This window comes from Pseudofrankia coriaricola (assembly GCF_032027725.1).
Lineage (GTDB): Bacteria > Actinomycetota > Actinomycetes > Frankiales > Frankiaceae > Pseudofrankia.
On record NZ_JASNFO010000013.1, the window covers coordinates 108,370 to 128,636 of the forward strand.

General features: G+C 72.3%; 17 protein-coding genes. 10 read left to right on the plus strand and 7 right to left on the minus strand.

Going from position 1 to position 20,267, the window contains the following annotated elements:
• Positions 1-296 precede the first annotated feature (296 nt).
• Positions 297-758, plus strand: a complete 462-nt coding sequence (locus tag QOZ89_RS08815; RefSeq protein ID WP_071052964.1) for a hypothetical protein — start codon at positions 297-299, stop codon at positions 756-758.
• A gap of 125 nt (positions 759-883) precedes the next feature.
• Here the strand turns inward: QOZ89_RS08815 and QOZ89_RS08820 are convergent, their stop codons facing one another.
• Complete coding sequence (locus tag QOZ89_RS08820; protein ID WP_312623543.1) at positions 884-1,906, minus strand: zinc-binding alcohol dehydrogenase family protein; 1,023 nt, start codon at positions 1,904-1,906, stop codon at positions 884-886.
• Between the two features lie 311 nt (positions 1,907-2,217).
• The gene (locus QOZ89_RS08825) at positions 2,218-2,802 is read right to left on the minus strand and encodes a TerD family protein (protein WP_071052965.1); all 585 of its coding nucleotides are present in this window, start codon (positions 2,800-2,802) and stop codon (positions 2,218-2,220) included.
• A gap of 344 nt (positions 2,803-3,146) precedes the next feature.
• Here QOZ89_RS08825 and QOZ89_RS08830 point away from each other — a divergent pair, with 344 nt between their 5' ends.
• From QOZ89_RS08830 to QOZ89_RS08855, 6 genes are all read left to right on the plus strand, one after another.
• On the plus strand, positions 3,147-4,334 hold the full coding sequence (locus tag QOZ89_RS08830; RefSeq protein ID WP_312623498.1) for an ATP-binding cassette domain-containing protein: 1,188 nt from the start codon (positions 3,147-3,149) through the stop codon (positions 4,332-4,334).
• Positions 4,331-5,077, plus strand: a complete 747-nt coding sequence (locus QOZ89_RS08835; RefSeq protein ID WP_071052966.1) for an ABC transporter permease — start codon at positions 4,331-4,333, stop codon at positions 5,075-5,077. The genes QOZ89_RS08830 and QOZ89_RS08835 overlap by 4 nt, the downstream gene beginning before the upstream one ends.
• A 168-nt stretch (positions 5,078-5,245) precedes the next feature.
• Positions 5,246-6,610 carry a sensor histidine kinase gene (locus QOZ89_RS08840; protein ID WP_312623500.1) on the plus strand — a complete coding sequence of 455 codons (1,365 nt, stop codon included), beginning with the start codon at positions 5,246-5,248 and terminating at the stop codon, positions 6,608-6,610.
• Complete coding sequence (locus QOZ89_RS08845) at positions 6,607-7,212, plus strand: response regulator transcription factor (protein WP_312623501.1); 606 nt, start codon at positions 6,607-6,609, stop codon at positions 7,210-7,212. The genes QOZ89_RS08840 and QOZ89_RS08845 overlap by 4 nt, the downstream gene beginning before the upstream one ends.
• Positions 7,213-7,341: 129 nt before the next feature.
• Complete coding sequence (locus QOZ89_RS08850; RefSeq protein ID WP_312623502.1) at positions 7,342-8,610, plus strand: aspartate kinase; 1,269 nt, start codon at positions 7,342-7,344, stop codon at positions 8,608-8,610.
• A gap of 221 nt (positions 8,611-8,831) precedes the next feature.
• Positions 8,832-9,923, plus strand: coding sequence for an aspartate-semialdehyde dehydrogenase (locus QOZ89_RS08855; RefSeq protein WP_312623544.1), 1,092 nt, complete (start codon positions 8,832-8,834; stop codon positions 9,921-9,923).
• 470 nt (positions 9,924-10,393) lie between these two features.
• On the opposite strand, the gene QOZ89_RS08860 is transcribed toward QOZ89_RS08855, so the two are convergent.
• The 4 genes from QOZ89_RS08860 to QOZ89_RS08875 all read right to left on the minus strand — a co-directional run bounded on the left by QOZ89_RS08860 (position 10,394) and on the right by QOZ89_RS08875 (position 15,047).
• Entirely contained in the window at positions 10,394-10,597 is a 204-nt protein-coding gene (locus QOZ89_RS08860) for a cold-shock protein (RefSeq protein WP_007513152.1), read from the minus strand.
• A 416-nt stretch (positions 10,598-11,013) separates the two neighbouring features.
• Positions 11,014-12,237 (minus strand): trans-sulfuration enzyme family protein, encoded by a 1,224-nt coding sequence (locus QOZ89_RS08865; protein WP_312623503.1) that lies wholly within the window; start codon positions 12,235-12,237, stop codon positions 11,014-11,016.
• 151 nt (positions 12,238-12,388) lie between these two features.
• Positions 12,389-14,032, minus strand: a complete 1,644-nt coding sequence (locus QOZ89_RS08870) for a CYTH and CHAD domain-containing protein (RefSeq protein ID WP_071052970.1) — start codon at positions 14,030-14,032, stop codon at positions 12,389-12,391.
• 217 nt (positions 14,033-14,249) lie between these two features.
• Positions 14,250-15,047, minus strand: coding sequence for a CPBP family intramembrane glutamic endopeptidase (locus tag QOZ89_RS08875; protein WP_312623505.1), 798 nt, complete (start codon positions 15,045-15,047; stop codon positions 14,250-14,252).
• A gap of 487 nt (positions 15,048-15,534) precedes the next feature.
• On the opposite strand from QOZ89_RS08875, the gene QOZ89_RS08880 reads away from it, so the two are divergent.
• The 3 genes from QOZ89_RS08880 to QOZ89_RS08890 all read left to right on the plus strand — a co-directional run bounded on the left by QOZ89_RS08880 (position 15,535) and on the right by QOZ89_RS08890 (position 18,508).
• On the plus strand, positions 15,535-16,050 hold the full coding sequence (locus QOZ89_RS08880) for a BlaI/MecI/CopY family transcriptional regulator (protein ID WP_312623506.1): 516 nt from the start codon (positions 15,535-15,537) through the stop codon (positions 16,048-16,050).
• Positions 16,047-17,297, plus strand: coding sequence for a M56 family metallopeptidase (locus QOZ89_RS08885; protein ID WP_312623507.1), 1,251 nt, complete (start codon positions 16,047-16,049; stop codon positions 17,295-17,297). Before QOZ89_RS08880 ends, QOZ89_RS08885 begins: the two co-directional genes overlap by 4 nt.
• 422 nt (positions 17,298-17,719) lie before the next feature.
• Positions 17,720-18,508: a type 1 glutamine amidotransferase gene (locus tag QOZ89_RS08890; protein ID WP_312623508.1), complete on the plus strand. Its 789-nt coding sequence runs from the start codon at positions 17,720-17,722 to the stop codon at positions 18,506-18,508.
• Between the two features lie 180 nt (positions 18,509-18,688).
• On the opposite strand, the gene QOZ89_RS08895 is transcribed toward QOZ89_RS08890, so the two are convergent.
• Complete coding sequence (locus QOZ89_RS08895; RefSeq protein WP_083419754.1) at positions 18,689-20,200, minus strand: MFS transporter; 1,512 nt, start codon at positions 20,198-20,200, stop codon at positions 18,689-18,691.
• Positions 20,201-20,267: the final 67 nt, after the last annotated feature.

Genomic DNA, 20,267 nt, shown 5'->3' on the forward strand with positions numbered 1-20,267 from the left:
CCAGCCATCCGCCAGCACGGCTCTGGAACGGGCGATCGGGCGAGCTAGGCGGCCCGGAATGTCCCGTGTCCAGCGTGAACCACGCTCCGCTTCCACCGGTGGACAGTCTGCCATCTGCCCCTTACGCATCGCAATACAAGTACATCTTGGGAGCTATCACGACATTCGATAACTCATACGGGTTGTCCGGAATGCCGACCGGGTCGCCCACCCCGGTCGCGACCCACCGGAAGCCGGATGACAGCGTGGAACGCGGAGCCGGCCCCAGCCGGTCATGTCAGGAGCGGGTACATCAGATGATCATCAGTTCACACGTCGGAGCGGGTGCCCTGGTCGGCATGGCCGTCCGCAGACCGGGGGCGGCGCTCGCCGCGGGCTTCCTGTCCCACCTTGTGATGGACGCGCTGCCGCACTGGGGCACCGGCCCGAACACCGAGCCAGAGTGGCTGCCGATCGCGAAGAAGGACGGCGTCGCGGGGCTCGCCGCGATGGCGCTGCTGACCGCGTCCGCACCGGCGGCCGTCCGGCTCGCCGTACTCGCCGGGATGACAGGCGCCTGCCTACCGGACACCGACAAGGTCGGTCGCTTCTTCGTCGGCCACAGCCCTTGGCCAGCCCGGTTCGACCATTTCCACGCGGCGATCCAGAACGAGGCCCGCCACCGTCTCCCCCGCGAGGTCGCCACCGCCGCCGCGCTCACGGCGATCAGCACGCTCACTCTGCGAGCCTGGTCCGCCCGCACCCCGCGGGCCGACTGAAGCCGCCGCCATCGGCGCCCGCCCCTGGGCGCGGGTCCGGCGGCTCGGAGTTCCGAACCCGGAGTTCCGGAACCCGGAGTTCCGGAGGCCGGAGTTCCGGAGGCCGGGCCTCAGCGCGCCGGGAATCAGAGGTCAGGGAAGAGGACAGCGGCGCCGGTGACGCGGTCGGCGGCAAGATCCGCGAGGGCTCGGTCGGCGGCGGCGAGCGGGTAGGGCGTCACCGTCACCTCCAGCAGGTGACGGGCCGCGATCTCGAGGAACTCGGCGCCGTCGGCCCTGGTGTTCGCCGTGGTACTGCGCACCGAGCGTTCCTGGAACAGGTGGCGCTGGTAGTTCAGCGGGGGGACATCCGAGAGGTGGATCCCGGCGATGGACAGGGTGCCGCCACGGTCGAGCGCCTGGAGCGCGACCGGCACCAGCTCGCCGACCGGCGCGAACAGCACCGCCGCGTCGAGCGGCTCGGGCGGGGCGTCGTAGGCGCCGGTCGCCGAAGAGGCGCCGAGACTCAGCGCCAGCCGCTGGGCGTCCGCCGAACGCGTCATCACGTGCACGGTGGCTCCCTCGGCCCGTGCCACCTGGGCGGCAAGGTGCGCGGAGGCGCCGAAGCCGTAGATGCCGAGCCGTCCGCCCGGCGGCAGCTCCGCGCGCCGCAGCGCCCGGTAGCCGACGATCCCGGCGCACAGCAGTGGTGCGAGCTCGCCGTCGTCGTAGCCGGCCGGGAGCCGGTAGGCGTAGTCGGCGCTCACGACGGCGTACTGGGCATAGCCGCCGTCGGCGTCCCAACCGGTGTAGGTGGACGCGGGGCACAGGTTCTCCGCGCCGCGGCGGCAGTAGGCGCACGTGCCGTCCGTGCCTGCGAGCCAGGCGATGCCCAGCCGGCCATCCGGCCCGAGCCCCGGCCAGCGGGCCTCGATGTCGACACCGGGCCCGGCCTCGTCGAGCGTGCCGACGACCTCGTGGCCCGGAATGGTGAACGGACGCCGAGGCGCCAGATCACCCTCGGCGAGATGCAGGTCTGTCCGGCACACCCCACAGGCCTTCACACGCAACCGGACCTGCCCGTACCCAGGTTCGGGCACCGGCAGTTCGACCTGGCGCAGCGGCCCCGTGGCCGCCGGCCCCGGCCTCGCCACCTGCCAGCCCACCATCGTGTCCGCACCCGAGGTCACGACCAAAGCCTCTCACCGCGCACGCTGTCCGTCCGTCCGAGCATCCACGCACGCAAGGGCACGAGGACGACAGACGGCACGCAACCAGACGACCGTCGCCGAACAGCACAACCCAGCCAAGAGCCCGACGCCGGTCCGGGCCAGCCCGGCACTTTCTGGTCCGGCCCGGAACCAACGCAAGGAGCAGGGTCCCTGCCGGATCGGCGGAGCTTGCGGAGCCGATCTGGGAGGTTAGGCTCAGCGCCCGATGTCTAAGCGCCGAGCGGTCGCGCAAGCGACCTCCGAGGCGCTTAGACGCTCACCCCGTAGTCGCGTGCGAGGCCGGCGAGGTCGGTGTGGCCCTGGCCGACAGCGCGGAACTTCCAGTCGGCGCCGTTGCGGTACACCTCGCCGAAGATGACGACCGTTTCGGTCGAGTAGTCCTCGGACAGGTCGTACCGGACGAGCTCGGTGCCGTTCTGGTCGACGACGCGGATGTAGGCGTTGCGGACCTGGCCGAAGTTCTGGGCCCGGTTGACGGCGTCGTAGATGGACACCGGAACGACGATCTTGGCGGCGTCGGCCGGGACGAGGCCGAGATTGATGACGACCGACTCGTCGTCGCCCTCGCCTTCGCCGGTCCGGTTGTCGCCGGACAGCTCGATCGCGCCATCGGGCGACTTCAGGTTGTTGAAGAAGACGAAGTGCCCGTCCGTGACGACCTTGTTGCTCTCGCTGACGGCGATCGCCGACGCGTCAAGGTCGAACTCGGTGCCGGTGGTGGTGCGGGCATCCCAGCCGAGGCCGACGGTCAGCGCCGTGAGCTGCGGGTTGCCGGCGTCCGCCGCCGTCTTCGTCAGGCTGACGTTACCGCCTTTGGCGAGGCTGATGGCCATGTATGAGTCCTTCCTGGCCGATCTGTTCCACAAGCATCGACGGCCATGACGGTGAGCAGCGCTGGTCGCGAACACCTTCGCACAATTCGTCCGGCCGATCAGCGGGCCCGTCGCGCGCCGGACAGCATGACCGGGCACCGGGACCACATCCGGGCACCTTCCACACCACATGACCACCGAAACCACACGGAGGCAACAACGTGGGCACCATCGTGGAACCGCCGGGGCCCGGCTGGCGAGGACCCGCCGGGCGCGCTGGAGAGACCGGGAGATGACGGATGTCATCGCGGGTTCGTGACGGTCATGACTGACGCGAGGATCGCCGTACCCAGCACCCTGCTGACATGCCCAGATTCAGTGCGTCGCGGCCGCCGCGAGACGAGCGCGCCGCCCATCAGGCCCGCGGCAGCGGCACCGGCACCGGCACCGCGGCGTCTTCTCCCGCCCCGGCACCATCCGCACCATCCGCGCGGTCATCCTCCGCGCCCTCCAGAGCGGGGTCGCCCGGCGCCGCGCCGATCGTGCTCGACGGCGTCCACCGGGGCTACGGGGCGACGAAGGCCGTGGACGGTGTGAGCCTGGCCGTCCCCGCCGGCCAGGTCGTCGCGCTGCTCGGCCCGAACGGCGCCGGCAAGTCCACCACGATCGACATCCTGCTGGGCCTGACCAGGCCCGAGCGCGGCACGGTGAGCCTGTTCGGCCAGGAGCCTCGGCAGGCCTGCGCGAGCGGGCGGGTCGGGGCGATGCTGCAGAACGGGGGCCTGCTCCCCTATGCGACGGTCGGCGCGGTGCTCGACGCGCTGCGGGGGCTCTACCCTCGCCCGCTGCCCACCGCCGAGGCGCTGCGCCGCGCGGGCGCGACGGAACTCGCCGGTTCCCGCACCGAGCGGCTTTCCGGTGGCCAGCGCCAGCGGGTCCGGTTCGCGGCCGCGCTGCTGCCCGACCCCGACCTGCTGGTGCTCGACGAGCCGACGGCGGCGATGGACGTGGCCGCGCGGCTCGCGTTCTGGGCGGCGACGCGGGAGTGGGCGGCCGAGGGGCGCACCGTGCTGTTCGCGACCCATTACCTGGCCGAGGCCGACGACTTCGCCGACCGGATCGTGCTGCTGCGCGCCGGCAAGGTCGTCGCGGACGGCCCGACGACCGAGGTGAAGGGGCAGGTCGGCGGCCGGACGATCCGCGCGACGCTGCCCGGCGCCGAGACGGGCCGGCTCGCCGCGCTCGGCCCGCTGCCGGGTGTCACCAGGGCGGAGACCCGCGGCGAGACGATCGAGCTGACCTGCGCGGACAGCGACCGGGCGCTGCGGGCGCTGCTCGCCGCCGCCGCGGACGTCCGGGACATCGAGATCACGGGCGCCGGCCTGGAGGACGCCTTTGTCGCTCTGACCAGCGCGCCCGCGGGCCACGCCGCGCCAGCCCAGGCCGCGTCACTTCAAGGCACCGCATCACCTCAAGGCACGTCGTCACCTCAAGGCACGTCGTCACCTCAAGGCACGTCACCCCAGGATTGGGCGAAGGAGACCTCGCAATGAACCCGGCTCTGCTGACCGCCCGCTACACCCGGTTCGAGATAGGCCGGATCTGGCGCAACCCGCGCTTCCTGATCTTCAGCGTGACGTTTCCGTTCATCATGTTCGCCGCCTTCACCTCGAGCGACGCCACCGACCGACTTGGCGACATCACCGTCGGCCCATACGTCATGGTCAGCATGGCGACCTTCGGCGCGATGGTGTCCATCGTCGGCACCGCCGGGCGGATCGCGCTGGAGCGCGCAGGCGGCTGGAGCCGCCAGCTGCGGCTGACCGCGCTCACCGGCGGCCACTACCTGCTCACCAAGGTGATCACTTCCTTCGCGCTGGCGCTGCCCGCGCTGGTCGTGGTGTTCGTCGAGGCAGACGCGCTCGGCCGCGCCAAGCTGCCGGTGCACACCTACTTCGTCGTCGGCCTGTGGGTGCTGATCGGCATGGTGCCGCTGGCGGCGTTCGGGATCTGGCTGGGCTACCTGCTACGCGCCGACAACGCGGCGCAGCTGTCCGGCGCGGTCTCCTCGCTGCTCGCGCTCGCCGGGGGCGTTTGGGTACCGGTCGAGCAGTTTCCCGACTGGATGGCCAAGATCGCGAAGGCGCTGCCGATGTACTGGACGGGCGACGCCGGCCGCGAGGTGATCGCCGGTAGCTGGCTCGGCTGGCACGGACTGGCCATCCTGGCGGTATGGACCGTGATACTCGGACGGCTCGCGGCGCGGGCCTACTCCCGTGACCAGCTGCGAGCCTGACACCCGGACGGGCCCTCGGGGGCGTGAGGCTCCGCCATCGTCGAGCCCCGTTCGGCCTGACCCGCCGACGCGGTCCTCCAGGCCGCGGGACCACGAGCCCACCGACTGGCCGGCCCCGGTTCGCGGCCAGCGCGGCCAGGTGGCCGCCGACGGCGGAGGGCGACGAGCGTGACGGCGAGTACCGGCATGGCGATGAGCGAGACGGTGAGTGAGCCGTCGCAGGACACGCTCACCGCGATCCGGCGGTTCTTCTTCGAACCGATCCGGGGGCAGAATGCGTTCGGGCGTGAGGCCGGCGTCGGCCGGTGGCGGCGCACCGCGGCGATCTGGCTGGTCTACCTCGGCTACTCGGTCGGCGACCTGTTCTCGAATGACCACCCGCCGCGGATAGCGCTCGGGCTGATCCTGCTGGCCGCGTTCGCGTACCTCTACGTCGGCCCGCTGCCCCGGGCGATGTTCGGCGGGCCGCGGCGCTACCAGGCGACGGTGCTGGTCGGGATGCCCGGCATCACCGTTGTCTACCTGGTCGTGCTGGGCCGCAGCGGGCTGGTGATGCCGGTCTTCGACTCCGTCGCCTTCGCCATGCTGCTGCTCCCGGTGATCGGGCTGCCGGTCATCCTGGTGATGGCGGCCGCGGTCACCTGGCTGCCTCAGTACGTCCCGAGCTGGGACCTGCACGGCGAGCAGTGGTCGCTCTCCGGGCCGATCCTGCTCGTGGTCTTCGCTCTCTACGTGATGCGTACCGGGACTCGGCACCAGATCGAGCTGTTCCAGGCCCGCCGGGAGATAGAGCGGCTGGCCAAGGAGCAGGAGCGGCTGCGGATCAGTCGGGACATGCACGACCTGCTGGGGCACGCGCTGACGACGATCACGGTGAAGGCCGAGCTCGCGGCGAGGCTCGTCGGCCGCGACCCCGACAGGGCGGCGGCCGAGATGGCGCAGGTGGCGGCACTCGGCAGGGAGGGGCTCGCCGACGTGCGGGCGGCACTGGCCGGCTACCGGCCGGTGAGCCTGGCCGGCGAGCTGGCCGCCGCGCGGGAGGTGCTCAGCGCCGCGGGCATCCGCGCCCAGCTGCCGGCGGCCGTCGAGGAGGTTCCGGTCGAGCTGAGCGAGCTGTTCGGCTGGGTGCTGCGGGAGGGAGTGACCAACGTCGTGCGGCACAGTGGCGCGCGATCCGTACAGGTAGCGCTGACGGGCAGGTCCATCGAGGTCGTCGACGACGGGCGCGGCCCCCTGCCGCGCGTCCCCGCGGGCCCGGCCGCGCCTGCCGGGGCTGCCGGGCCTGCCGGGCCTGCCGCCCTCGTGCCGTCTGAGCGGACCGGAACCCACACGGCGCGGGCCGCCCCTGGCCATGGACTGGCGGGCCTCGCCGAGCGGGTCGCCGCCGCGGGCGGACGACTGGAGACCGGCTCCGCGCGGCCCGCGCCAGGCGACGCCGAGACGGACGCCGGCACCGACGCTGACGCTGACGCCGCCCCCGGCGCGGTGGGCGGGGGCAGCGGGTTCCGGCTGCGCGCGGTGGTGCCCGCATGATCCGGGTGCTGCTCGCCGACGACCAGCACCTCGTCCGCGGGGCGCTCGCGGCGCTGCTGTCGCTGGAGGACGACATGGAGGTCGTCGGGCAGGTCGGCCGCGGCGACGAGGTCGCGGCGGCCGTCGCGGAGCTGCTGCCCGACGTCGTGCTGATGGACGTCGAGATGCCCGGCATCGACGGGCTGGCCGCCGCGGGCACAGTGCGTGCCACCCGGCCGGCCAGCCGGGTGCTCATCGTCACCACCTTCGGGAGGGCCGGCTACCTGCGCCGGGCGATGGAGGCCGGCGCGCTGGGTTTTGTCGTCAAGGACGCACCGCCGGACGCGCTCGCGGACGCCGTGCGCAGGGTCGCCCGGGGCGAGCGGGTCGTCGACCCGACGCTCGCCGCCGCGACGCTCGCCACCGGGCCGAGCCCGCTCACCGCGCGCGAGCGGGATGTCCTCGTCGCGGCGCGCGACGGGGCGACCGTGGCCGACATCGCCGGCCGGCTGTTCCTGTCTGAGGGGACGGTCCGCAACTACCTGTCCGCCGCGATCGCCAAGACCGGCGCCCGCAACCGCATGGAGGCTCTCCGCGCCGCCGAGGAGTCCGGCTGGCTCTGACCAGCACCGATGCGTCCTTCCGGCCGCCGGCGCCATGGGGCCGCCGAGACCACGCCGGGGCTGGCGGGCCGGTGACGGTGGGCGAAAATCGGGTCGGGAACGGCGGCGGCACTCTGTAGCCTGAGGGGCATGGCGTTGGTCGTGGCGAAGTTCGGCGGCTCCTCCGTAGCGGATGCGGACAAGATCAAAAGGGTGGCCGAGCGGATCGTCGAGCAGCGCCGCGCGGGTAACGACGTGTGCGTCGTCGTGAGCGCGATGGGTGACACGACCGACGAGCTGCTGGAGCTCGCCGAGCAGGTGTCCCCGCTGCCGCCGCCCCGCGAGCTGGACATGCTGCTGACGTCGGGTGAGCGCATCTCGATGGCGCTACTGGCGATGGCGATCTCGAACCTCGGCGCCGAGGCGCGCTCGTTCACCGGCTCGCAGGCCGGAGTGATCACGACGGGCACGCACGGCAAGGCGCGGATCATCGACGTCACGCCCGGCCGGATCCGCACCGCCCTCGACGAGGGCGCGATCGCGATCGTCGCCGGTTTCCAGGGCGTCAGCCAGGACACCAAGGACATCACGACGCTCGGCCGCGGCGGCTCGGACACCACCGCGGTCGCGCTGGCCGCCGCGCTGCACGCCGACGTCTGCGAGATCTATACCGACGTGGACGGCGTCTTCACCGCCGACCCACGGATCGTGCCGAACGCGCGGAAGATCGACACGGTCTCCTACGAGGAGATGCTCGAGCTCGCCGCCAGCGGCGCCAAGGTCCTCATGCTGCGCTGTGTCGAGTACGCCCGCCGCTACAGCGTTCCCGTGCATGTCCGCTCGTCGTTCTCGACGAAGCCGGGTACCTGGGTCATCGACATTCCGGAGGCTGAACTCGTGGAACAGGCCATCATCCGCGGCGTCGCGCACGACAACAGCGAGGCGAAGGTGACGGTCGTCGGCTGCCCGGACAAGCCCGGGGTCGCGGCGGCCGTGTTCCGCGCGGTCGCGGACTCGGACGTCAACCTCGACATGATCGTCCAGGTCGGGTCGGTCGCCGGCTCCGGCCGGACGGACATCTCGTTCACGCTGCCGAAGACCGACGGCCGCACCGCCCTTGGCGCGCTGGACAAGGTTCGCGACGAGATCGGCTTCGAGAAGACCCTGTACGACGACCACATCGGCAAGCTGTCGCTGATCGGCGCGGGGATGAAGTCGCACCCAGGGGTGTCGGCCCGGTTCTTCGGCGCGCTCGCGGACTCGGGCGTGAACGTCGAGATCATCTCGACCTCCGAGATCCGTATCTCGGTCGTCGTCCGCGACACCGACCTGCCGGGCGCCGTCAAGGCCGTCCACGACGCCTTCGAGCTCGGTGACCCCGACAACCAGGCCATCGTCTACGCCGGCACCGGCCGGTAGGCCAACGCAGCCACCTCCCCGACCCAGACCCAGCCGGGCCACCGCCACATGCGTCAGCCCGGAACCAGCCGGGGAGGGCGCTCCGCGCCCGACAGGCGGAGCGTCCGGCGGGCGCGCCAGCGCCCTTCCGGACGACCGCCACACCGTCGCCCGGACGGTGGTTATCGAGAGGAACTTCGGCCGTGGCCGACGAGACCGCATCATCTGATGGCCCGCCGCGGCTGGCCGAGGGCCAGGCTGCCAGCCGCTTTGGGCGCCATCGCCCTACCCTTGCCATCGTCGGCGCGACCGGAGCCGTGGGCACCGTCATGCTGTCGCTGCTGGACGAGCGCCCGGACATCTGGGGTGAGATCCGCCTGATCGCCTCGGCCCGCTCGGCGGGGCGGACGCTGCGGGTACGCGGCGAGGACGTGGTCGTCCAGGCGCTCGCGCCCGAGGTCTTCGACGGTGTCGACATCGCGATGTTCGATGTGCCCGACGAGATCTCCGCCCAGTGGGCGCCGGTCGCCGCCGAGCGCGGGGCGATCGCCGTCGACAACTCCGGCGCGTTCCGGATGGACGCGGACGTGCCGCTGGTCGTCCCCGAGGTCAACGCCGACGCGCTCGCCGACACGCCACGCGGGATCATCGCCAACCCGAACTGCACGACGCTGTCGATGATCGTCGCGATCGGGGCGCTGCACCGCGAGTTCGGCCTCGAGTCGCTGTTCGCCACGTCCTACCAGGCGGCCAGCGGCGCTGGCCAGGCCGGCATCGACGCGCTCTACGACCAGTTGGCCGTCGTCGGTGGCCGCCGAGACCTCGGCCAGGCCGCCGGCGACGTACGCAAGGCCCTCGGTGAGGACGCCCTCGGGCCGTTCCCGGCTCCGCTCGCGCTCAACGTGGTCCCGTGGGCCGGCTCGCTCAAGGACGGCGGCTGGTCCTCGGAGGAGATGAAGATCCGCAACGAGTCACGCAAGATTCTCGGACTGCCGGGTCTACGCGTCTCGGCCACCTGCGTGCGGGTTCCGGTCATCACCACCCACGCGGTGGCGGTGCATGCCCGGTTCGCCCGCCCGGTCGGCGCCGCCGAGGCTCGCGCCGTGCTCGTCGGTGCGCCCGGGATCGCCGTCGTGGACGACCCGGCGGCCGGCGAGTTCCCGATGCCGGCGGACGTCGTCGGGACCGACCCCACCTGGGTGGGCCGAATCCGCCAGTCGCCGGACGACCCGAACGAGGTGGCGCTTTTCGTGTGCGGCGACAACCTCCGCAAGGGAGCCGCTCTGAACACCCTGCAGATCGCGGAGACCCTCGTCGGCCGCGGCCTGCGCTAACCCCGTTCGCCCGGCACGACGGTTTACCGAACAACGGTTGCGAATACAAATACCGGATCGCGTCGGGCGCAACGGAAAACATCCAGCGAAGCATCCGGTCTCGTTCGGGCTCGCGGTATCCAGTGGCCGGCACAATCACGCCGGCCACTGGGACGAGCATGCCCCAGAACGCTCTTCGGTAGCGATCGCCGCCATGCGCCGTTGACGGTCTGGCGCCCTGCCCCGCAGGCAGTTCCGACCGGCCCTTCCGCCCACCGGCCAGGCGGGCGGAAGGGCCGAAGCCCACCGCACAAAGCGATCAGCCCGCCTCCCCGGGGAGACGGGCTGATCGTGGTCGAGGACTGAGCCCTAGATCGAGCCAAGCCCGACATCGGGGTCCGGGGTCACCCCTGGAGCAGTATGCAGAGCGGGCCACCGGGGAAGCTGCCCGGAGGGCAACGACCAGGGTGGCCCGTCGAGGTCTGCGTGGCTCAGATGGCGTGGACCGCGTCGGCCTGCGGCCCCTTCTGACCCTGGGTCACCTGGAACTCGACCCGCTGGCCCTCCTCAAGGGACTTGTAGCCGTCCATGTCGATGGCGCTGTAGTGGACGAAGACGTCGGAGCCGCCGCCGTCCACAGAGATGAAGCCGAAGCCCTTTTCCGAGTTGAACCACTTGACCGTGCCCTGAGCCACGTGCCGTTCTCCTTGCTGGTGCAGTCAGGGCCCGCACCGCGCGGACCCCGGGCCATTCGCCGGCGAGACATTTCATCACCGGTTCAGTTCCGCAGCGTCTCGGTTGAGACACGCACCGAACTGCTGCCAAGCACGACGGTACACGCCGAGGGGCGCGTGCGGGAGCCCTCCGGGCCAGGAAGTCCACTTCATCCGCCGGTAACAAGCCGACGCCCGCGCACGCTCCGATGCCCATATCGCATCCGTCCCAATCGGTCGAGACCACGCGCCGGCATGACGAAACGACACGCCCGGACACAAACCAGCCACTGGCCGTAGGTGATATAAGTCACCTACTATAGTCCCGGGCGAGCGCCCGGGCCATTGATCTCCACAACCGTGTGGCACTTCGTCAGGCCGCCAGGCGGGGGCCAATGCTAGCCGGGCAGTGCCTGAGCGAGATCGGCAATCAGATCCGCGGGCTCCTCCAGGCCGATGGACAGCCGCAGAAGGCCGAGGTCGACACCGGCCGCCGCGATCTCCTCAGCGGTCTGGTGGGAGAACACCAGCGTCGCCGGGTGCGTGATCAGGCTCTCGACGCCCCCGAGGCTGACCGCGTTGACGAACAGCCCGACCCCGCGCAGCACGTTCTGGGCCGCGTCGAACCCACCCCGTACGACGAAGCTGAGCATTCCGCCGAACCCGGTCATCTGCCGGCGAGCGAGCTCGTGCTGCGGGTGATCAGCCAACCCCGGGTAGTACACCGCCTCGACGGCGGGATGGCCGGCGAGGAACTCGGCGACGGCCTGCGCGGACGAGTTCTGCCGCGCCAGCCGCAGCGGGAAGGTGCGCAGGCCGCGGGCCAGCAGCCAGGCCTCGAAGGGATGGCAGACCGGGCCGAAGACCCGGGCGGTCTGCCAGGCCGCCTCCATCAGGTCGGCGCGCCCGGTGACCACGCCCGCGGTGACGTCGCTGTGCCCTCCGAGGTACTTCGTCGCCGACTGGACGACGAGGTCGGCCCCGAGCTCGATCGGGCGGGTGTTGAAGGGCGACGCGAACGTGTTGTCCGTGATCATCAATGCGCCGTGAGCGTGGGCCGCATGGGCCGCGGCGGCGAGATCGGTGAGGACGAGGCTCGGATTGCTCGGCGTCTCGGTGTAGACGATCTTGGTCCGGTCGGTGACCGCGGCCGTGAGCGCCGCCGTGTCCGACTGCTCGACCAGGGTCACCTCGATGCCGAAGCGCGGCAGCACATCCGTCAACAGGGTGAGCGACCCGGTGTAGTGCTGGGTCTGGGCTACGACGTGGTCGCCCTGGGAGACGTTCGACAGCAGCGCGGCGCTGACCGCCGCCATCCCGCTGCCGACGAGGAGCGCGGCCTCGGCGCCGTCGAGCGCCCGCAGCATCTCCTCGCAGACCCGGGCGTTGGGCGAGCCGTAACGGGTGTAGAACCGCGCGGGGCTGACGGCGCTCGCGGCCTCGGCGGCCCGCTCGTCCGCCGGCAGACGGTAGGTGCTGGTCTGGAAGATCGGCAGGCTGAGCGGCTCGCCGACCGGGTCGTCGTGCCAGTCCGGGTGGATCAGCCGGGTGATGTCCGCCCAGTTCCTGGCCGCGGCCGGTTCGGGGCTCCGCTGTTGGGGGTTCCGCTGTTCGCCGGTCATGGCCACAGCCTGCCCGGCCCCTCGACCAGGCCGCGACCCGATTTCGGCGTCATCCCGCCCAGGGCGCCAGAACTCGCCGCTTTCCGCCCCCACCCGAAGCCGGCGTCGGGCCAGAGCCCAACAAGACCGCGACGGGGAGGCGGCGGAGAAGCTACCCCTTCAGCCAGTGGCGGTGGCGGCTGTCCGAGAGGGATGGCCAGGCGTCGAAGAAGTCGCGCTCGGCGACGCGCGCCCGCAGCTCCTCCAGGCCGAGCAGCAGACCGTAGGTGAACGCCGTCGGGTCGCCGGCTTCCTGTGCCTCGATCCCCCAGGACCGCAGCAGCCCGGCGGCCACCGTGGCGTCCTGGTGGGTGCCGAGCAGTTCCTGCGCCTCCTCGGAGATCCTGGCCAGCGTCCTGGCATCCGGGCCGAAGACGGGCGTGAGCGCCTCACCGGCGTAGCGCAGCCGCTTGGCCTGCTTGCGCGCGGAGTGCAGCAGCACATCGCGGTCATGGCCGGCCGGGGTCGCCGCGGCCTTCGCGATCTTGCGGACAAGCTTGCGGTCGGCGGAGCGGACCAGCTCGCGCAGCTCGGTCGCCGCCGGGCGCCGTGCTCGCCCGGTCAGCGGCGCGCGCACCAGCTCGCCGAGGTCGACCAGCAGGACGAGGTAGCGCTCGTCGCGCAGCGCGGCGAGCGCCTCGGCCCTGCCCTGTGACATGCCGGCCTTGAGATGCCGGGCGAGGCTCTCCTCGACCGGTCCGCGGACGAGGTCGGGCGGCAGCGCCGCGAGCCGGCCGTCGAAGTACTCCAGCTGCACCTCGCTGTCGCGTGCGCCTGACAGCGCCCGCGCGAGGTCGCCGAGCTCGCGGTCGAGATGGGCGACCAGGTCGGCAGGGAACAGCGGCGCGAACGTGCGCAGCGTGCTGCGCATCCGGCGAGTGGCCACCCGCATCTTGTGCACCGCGTCCGGCTCGTCCATCCGCACCCGCGGGTCGGCCGCGAGCAGCGCCTCCACCTGCGCGGACAGGTAGACGCGCAGCACCTCGCCGGCGGCGAGGCCGGCTCGCCGGCGGCGGCCGGCCGGTATCGCCGGCGACGGGCTCGGGGCCGGCTCGGGCGGCGCGGTGTTGGCCAGACTGAGCAGGTGGGCGAGCTTGGAGCCGTGCGGCGCGTCGGTCGCGCCAGCCGCGCGCAGGACCGCCTCCACGTCGTCGAGCAGCCGCGCCCCGGCGGCGCCCCCGAGGGGCGCATCGGCGTCGGCGGCCGTGCCCGTCCCGGTGGCGGCCCCGTTGAGCAGCTCGACCTCGATCTCGCGCCACTGTGTCAGGACCGCCCGCTCGCCCAGAGTCTGGGCACGGACGCGGTCGTCGACGACCTCCGCCAACGGCTCGCCGGCCGCGTCCAGCAGCCGGGTGGCACCGCGGGTGGTGACCAGCCGGGCGACCGGGCTGACCCGCGCGCCGCGCAGCTGCAGGAACACGATGTCGAGCAGGTCGGCCGGCGGCACGCAGTGCGCCACGCCCCGCTCGTCCGGCTCACTGGCCGACAGCGGACGGTGGATCTCCTCGCGCGCGCCGCCGCCGGCCGGCAGCTTCAGGTGCCAGCCGTCGTCGGAGCCCCCGACCCGGCGGCGCAACGTCACCTTGGCCCGGGCGAGCCGCAGGTCCTCCGAGTCGTAGTAGACGGCCTCCTGCGTGAACGTCTCCGGCTTCGTCACCGCCGCCACGCCGACGCCGCGGCCCGCCGTATCCAGTGAGGGCAGCACGAAGTCCACCCCTACGGCGAACTTGCGCTCGATCTCCAGCTGACCGCCCACACCGTCCCCTTTCGGAGCGCCCGCTCGGGTCGCTCGTATGCCCTGCGCCCTCGGCCACATGGGCGGATGAGCGGGGGTCCAGGGGTCGTCGTCACACGGGCGGCGCCATGACTCCGCCGAGCGGACTCCGCCGAGCACGCGTCCGCGGCCGGCGGCCGCTTGGCCACCCGGCCACACGTGTAGCAACAACCCCGGTTTGCCGTTTGTTCTCCTATTGTTATCCAGGAGTTGGCAGCCAGGAGACGGATCCAGCCAACAACACATATCCGACGAACGCCACCGAATCGATCAGCGTGTGTGCCACGACCAGCGGCACCACCCGGCCGCGTCGTTGGAAGATCCGGCCGAACAGCACACCCATCGCGACGTTGCCGAGGAAGCCACCGAGGCCCTGGTAAAGGTGGTAGGAGCCGCGCAGCAGGGCACTCGCGGCGAGCGCCCGCCGGTCACCCCAGCCGAGCTCACGGAGCCGGACCAGCAGGTATCCGGCGACGACGACCTCCTCGGTCACCGCGTTCTGCAACGCGGAGCCGAGCAGCACCGGGATCCGCCACCACACGTCCGGCAGCCCGGAGGGTGCGACGGTCAGGTTCGCCCCGCTGTGCCAGGCCAGGAGGTAGAAGCCCAGCCCGGTGCCGCCGACGGCGGCGGCGAGGGCCGCGCCGAACGCGAGGTCGCGCCCCGGGCGGCGGCGGTCCAGTCCGATCGCCCGGGCGCCGCCGCCATGGCGGCCCAGCAGATGTACGGCCAGGAACGCCGGGACGATGGCATTGAGCAGCCCGGCGAGCTGGAGCGCCAGGTCCAGCCACGGCCGGCCCGGCGCCGCGGACCCGTTGAGCAGCGCCACCTGGCCGCGGACCGGACCGCTCGTCACCGCCCCGATGTAGCGGATGAAGGCGAACAGCCCCGACATCCCGAGCGACACCCCGAGCAGCAGCCAGATCTCGACCACCAGCCCGCGCCGGCTGAGGGCCTCCTCGCCATCGGTTCCGGCGGCCGGGGCCGCCGGGGTCACCGGCACCGTGGGGGCCGCCGGGGCCGGCCGCGTGTCCGACGTGGCGGTGGTGCTGATGGGGGGAACGGCGGGAACGGGCATCCCTGAGACGGGGCCGACGCTCCTGGTGTTCTCGGCGTCGGCGCCGGGCTGTGAGCCGGGGACTGGCTCCGGTCCGGTGCCGACGCTCGCCCGAGGACGTATCCCTGGCCGCATTCCGGGACCGTAGCCCACCCGCCTGAGGCCGTCCCGCGGCGGACGCTCCGCGCCCGCCGCCGGGCGCGGCCTGTCGGGCGCTGAGCGCCCTCCCCACGCGGTTCCGGGCCCTGGCATATGGCAGTGGTAAGGCTTGGTCCGGGCTGGCGAGGTGGCTGGGTTGGTACTGCGCTGATGCGCCGTCACTTGCCGTGGCTGGGTTGCGTGCATTGCTCGCCGGAACGAGGTCACGCCCGCGCCGGCTTCCCGGTTAGTCGGCGCACGACCTTCTACACGGCGTAAAATTCGGATCATGGCGCGCCTGGGAGACCTAGAACGCTCGGTCATGGATGTGTTGTGGGACTCCGAAGGCTGGCTGACAGCGCGGGAGGTCGCGGCGCGGCTGCAGCACGAGCGGGACCTCGCGTACACGACCGTCCTCACGGTCCTCGAGCGGCTCGAGAAGAAGGGCTTCGTGCGGCGCCAGCGGGCCGCCCGCGCGCACCGCTACCGGGCGTCCGACGCCCGCGAGGCGGTCGTCGCCGAGGCGATGCTCGAGGCGCTCGGCAACGCCGACGACCGTGGCTCCGCGCTGGTCCGCTTCGTCGGCGCGGTGTCGGCCGAGGAGGCGGAGATCCTGCGCCGCGCGCTCGCGCTGCCGGCCGACACCGACGTGCTCACGCCGACCGGCCCCGGCGACGAGTCATACCCCGACGTCGCCACGCTCGGTGATAGCGCCACCGGCATCATCACCGACACCCGCACAGACGAACTCGATTCGTCATCGTCGCCCGATAAGGCGGGCGGCGGTAACCTTGCGTCGACATGACGACGGCGGCCGCTCTCGCGCTGTTCGCCGTGGCGCTGGCCTGGCCGGTGCCGCGGCTGCTCGCGGGTGCCCGCTGGACGCACGGCTGCCCCAGAGCGGCGATCGTGCTGTGGCAGGCCGTGGGGCTCGCCGGCGGGGTGTCTGCGCTGCTGGCCGCCGCCGCCTTCACCGTGGCGCCGCTGTCCGGCTCGACGCCCCGGGCGATCGCCAACCACGCACGTAACATCGCGGCCGGCCGGCCGCTGTCCGGGCTCGACTGGCTCAGCATCGTCGGCCTGATGACCGTCGCGGCGCTGGCTGGCCGCCTGTTCGGCGTGCTCGCCTCGTCCACCCACGCCACCCTGCGCCATCGCCATCGTCACCGCCACCTCGTCGACCTCACCGGCCGGGAGCACCCCCAGACGTCCTGCCGAGCGCGATCGCACGGCCACGTCGGCGCCCCGGCCCAGGCCCGCGCCGGCCGTTCCCGCAGGATCCACGACTGGACTCCGCTCGCCGTGGTCCGCCCGCAGCCATCCCGCCCTGAGCCGGGCCGCGCGGGCGTTGACAAGCAGGCTCAGTGCGAGCTCTGCGGTCGCGTGGGGCTGCGCATCCTCGACCACCCGGTGGCGGTCGCCTACTGCGTCCCCGGCGTCCGGCACGCCCGGGTGGTGGTGTCCCGCGGCCTGCTCACCACCCTGGCGCCGCGCGAGCTGCAGGCCGTGCTCGCGCACGAGGACGCGCACGTCGCCGGGCGCCACGACCTGGTCATCCAGCCGTTCATCGCCTGGCAGCAGACCTTCCCCTTCCTGCGTCCGGCCTGGGAGGCGACGGCGGCGGTCTCGCTGCTCGTCGAGATGCTCGCCGACGATGCCGCCGCCCGCCGCACGAGCGGGAAGGTGCTCGCCAGAGCGCTCGCCCAGCTCGGCGTGACCCGTTCCCTCGTTCCCGCCGGCACCCTCGGGATCACCGGGGACCTCACCCCCGGCGGTTTCGCCGGGGTCCCCAGCCGGCGCGGCGCCGCGCGTCAGGCCGGCTCCGGCACGGCCGTTGCCGCCGCGGCGACCGCCACACCCGCGGCCCAGCGCTCCCCCGACGCCGCGACGCTCGCGGGCGCCGGGAGCATCCACCCGCCGTCGCGGTCACCGGTGATCGCGCGCATCGTCCGGCTGCTGGAACCGCCGGCCGTCCCGTGGTGGCAGCCGGCCGCCGCCTACGCCGCGGCGACCGCCATCGTCGCGACGCCCATCCTGCTGCTCACGCTGTAACGCCCCGTGCGGGCGCACGGCGCTCGAACACCGGCCAACTGCCACGGTGTCGGGCCGACGAAAGCGTTGTCTGCCACACGGACGCAGCTGGGACGTCATCGGCTGGTACCTGGGTCTTAAGGAGTCGGAGGCGTCACGTTTCCTAGCCGCGGAGCCCCGGCGGGGGGACGATCCGACACGGTGACGGCTTGGTCGCAGCACCGCGAGCACGTCGCCGGTACTGGCCCTCGACGACCGCCGCGCGGACACCCCCCGGAACACCCGTCCCCTGCGCACGCCAGCCAATGGCCCGCCGGCGGATATGGCCAAGGCCCACGCGAGCACGGCGAAGCCCTGCTCGGCCGGAGGTCTGCCGGTCGAAACGGCCGAAGGCCACGCGAGCAAGGCGAAGCCTTGCCACGATGGGAGGCGGACGAAGAAGCATGACGACGACGGCGATCGGCCCGGGCTCGGTCGGACACGGCGCCGGCGACCACGGAGACGGCGGTGGTGGCAGCAGCGGCGACCCGAAGGCGATCATCGTCGTCCACGACGTCAGCGGCGTGGCGGCCGCCGGTGAGCTCGGCACGATCGCGGACAGGATGACGCAGCACGGCATCCGGTTCGGCGTGATCACCTCCGGCGAGCAGCCGTTTCCCGACCCCGCGGCGCTCGACCTCATCGTCGTCATGGGCTCCGACAAGTCCGCCTACGACGACACGATCCCGTGGCTGCCCGCCGAGCTGACCTACCTGCGCGCGGCGATTCGGGCCGGCACCCCGATCCTCGGCATCTGCTTCGGTGGGCAGATCCTCGCCCGTGCGCTCGGCGGTGTCGTACGCCCGGCCGAGCGGCACGAACTGGGCTGGCTACCGGTCACCACCGCTGACCAGACCGCGATCCCGACCGGCCCCTGGATGGAGTCGCACTGGGACGCGTTCACTGTGCCACCGGGCGCGCGGCGACTCGCCTGGACGCCGGCCGCCGAGCAGGCGTTCCGGTTCGGCCCGCACCTCGGGGTGCAGTTCCACCCCGAGATCACCCCGACGGTGTTCGAGACCTGGGCGGCCATCTGGCAGGCCAACGGACGTGATCGGGAGCTCGCCGCGATGGGCGTCGACATCGCCGCACTGCGCGAGGAGATCGCGCGCCGATCCGATGCCTCCCGCACCTCCTCCTACACCCTCTTCGACGACTTCTGGGCCCGCGCCCGCGCCTTCAGCCGCGCCTGACGCGCGGCGACGCCGCCGCCCGGCTGAAGGCCGCGCGACCATGGCGAAGCCACGCGCGGCCGGAGGCACCCAACAGACACAGCCAAAGGCCGCGCGACCATGGCGAAGCCACGCGCGGCCGGAGGCACCCACAGACACAGCCAAAGGCCGCGCCGCCATGGTGGAACCTCGCGCTGGCGATTAGCGGCGGGTGGCGAGGGCGACGTCCGGTTCCTCGCGCCGCGGCTGGGTGGCGAACAGCGCGGCGGTACGGGCGGCGGTGCCGCGGGCCCAACGGCCAGTGGTCAGCAGGCCGAGGACGCCGATGGCGACGCCGCAGCCAACCATGATCCACCAGGCTGCCGCGCTGGTCGGGTCGATCGCGGCATGGCCGTCCTGACCGGCGACGTGGCTGGCCGCGACGGAGCCGAAGATCGCGACACCCAGCGCCATGCCGACCTGCCGGCTGGTCGAGGCGACCGCCGCGGCGACGCCGGCCTGGGCGACGGGCATTCCGGACACCGCCGTGTTGGTGATCGGCGCGTTCACCATGCCGAAGCCCAGCCCGAACAGCGCATAGGCACAGACAAGCACCGCGAGGCTGGTGTGCGGGCCCATGAACGACAGCACCACGCCGCTGGCGGGCAGCGCCGTCCCCGCGATGATCAACGGCGGCCGCGGTCCGTAGCTGGCGACGAGACGGCCCGAGATCGGCGCGCACACCGCGGTCACCCCCGCCATCGGCAGGGTCAGCAGGCCAGCATGCAGCGCCGAATAGCCACGCACGTTCTGCAGGTAGAGCGTGTTGAGGAACAGGAAGCCACCCATCGCCGCGAACGCGCAGACGGCGATGGCGGTGGCACCGGAGAACGGCGCGCTGCGGAAGAACCGCATGTCGAGCAGCGCCTCGTCGCGGCGCGTCTCGCAGACGATCAGCCCAACGAGCGCGCTGGCGGCGATGACGAACAGGACAATCGTCTGCACCGACGTCCAGCCGGCGGCCGGCGCCTCGATGATCGCGTAAGTGAGCGTGCCGAGAGTGACGGCGACGAGCAGTTGGCCCAGCGGGTCGAACCGGCGGGCTCGGGGCGCCTTCGACTCGGGCACGTACCGGGTGGTGAGCACCATCGCGGCGAGGCCGATCGGCACGTTGATCCAGAAGATCGCCCGCCAGCCGACCCCGTCGACGAGCAGTCCGCCGAGCACCGGGCCCAACGCCATGGACAGGCCGATCACGCCGCCCCACACGCCGATGGCGCGAGCCCGCTCCCGCCGGTCGGTGAAGGTGTTCGTGATGATCGCCATCGCCACCGGGTTGAGCATCGAGCCGCCGACCGCCTGGATCATCCGGAAGGCGATCAGCCAGCCGAGGCCGGGCGCGAGGCTGCACAGCAGCGACCCGGCAGAGAACAGCGCCAGCCCGGTCCGGAACACCCGCTTGCGACCGAGACGGTCGCCCATCGAGCCGGAGAACAGCAGCAGGCTCGCGATCACGAGCCCGTAGGCGTCGATCGTCCACTGCAGGCCGGAGTCGGGGGCATGCAGGTCGTGCTTCAGCGACGGCAGGCCGACGTTGAGGATCGTGGTGTCCATCCCGACGATGAACAGGCTCGAACAGCAGATCGCCAGTACCAGGTAGCGCCCGCTCCGGCTCAGCGGCTCACCCGCCGTCACTCCACCAGCCCCCGCCGCCGACGTGGGTGCCGTCGTCATCGGCTCTCCGATCTTTGAGCTGGTCACCACCCGAGATCACCGAAATCGTTGTGGATGTCTAATAGTT

Excerpts from the sequence above, each read along its gene's own strand:
- QOZ89_RS08865 (WP_312623503.1), bottom strand. The coding sequence starts at position 12,237 with ATGACCGGCGAACAGCGGAACCCCCAACAGCGGAGCCCCGAACCGGCC.
- QOZ89_RS08845 (WP_312623501.1), top strand. The coding sequence starts at position 6,607 with ATGATCCGGGTGCTGCTCGCCGACGACCAGCACCTCGTCCGCGGGGCG.
- QOZ89_RS08880 (WP_312623506.1), top strand. The coding sequence starts at position 15,535 with ATGGCGCGCCTGGGAGACCTAGAACGCTCGGTCATGGATGTGTTGTGG.
- QOZ89_RS08825 (WP_071052965.1), bottom strand. The coding sequence starts at position 2,802 with ATGGCCATCAGCCTCGCCAAAGGCGGTAACGTCAGCCTGACGAAGACG.
- QOZ89_RS08885 (WP_312623507.1), top strand. The coding sequence starts at position 16,047 with ATGACGACGGCGGCCGCTCTCGCGCTGTTCGCCGTGGCGCTGGCCTGG.
- QOZ89_RS08895 (WP_083419754.1), bottom strand. The coding sequence starts at position 20,200 with ATGACGACGGCACCCACGTCGGCGGCGGGGGCTGGTGGAGTGACGGCG.
- QOZ89_RS08815 (WP_071052964.1), top strand. The coding sequence starts at position 297 with ATGATCATCAGTTCACACGTCGGAGCGGGTGCCCTGGTCGGCATGGCC.
- QOZ89_RS08835 (WP_071052966.1), top strand. The coding sequence starts at position 4,331 with ATGAACCCGGCTCTGCTGACCGCCCGCTACACCCGGTTCGAGATAGGC.
- QOZ89_RS08850 (WP_312623502.1), top strand. The coding sequence starts at position 7,342 with ATGGCGTTGGTCGTGGCGAAGTTCGGCGGCTCCTCCGTAGCGGATGCG.
- QOZ89_RS08820 (WP_312623543.1), bottom strand. The coding sequence starts at position 1,906 with ATGGTGGGCTGGCAGGTGGCGAGGCCGGGGCCGGCGGCCACGGGGCCG.
- QOZ89_RS08890 (WP_312623508.1), top strand. The coding sequence starts at position 17,720 with ATGACGACGACGGCGATCGGCCCGGGCTCGGTCGGACACGGCGCCGGC.
- QOZ89_RS08830 (WP_312623498.1), top strand. The coding sequence starts at position 3,147 with ATGCCCAGATTCAGTGCGTCGCGGCCGCCGCGAGACGAGCGCGCCGCC.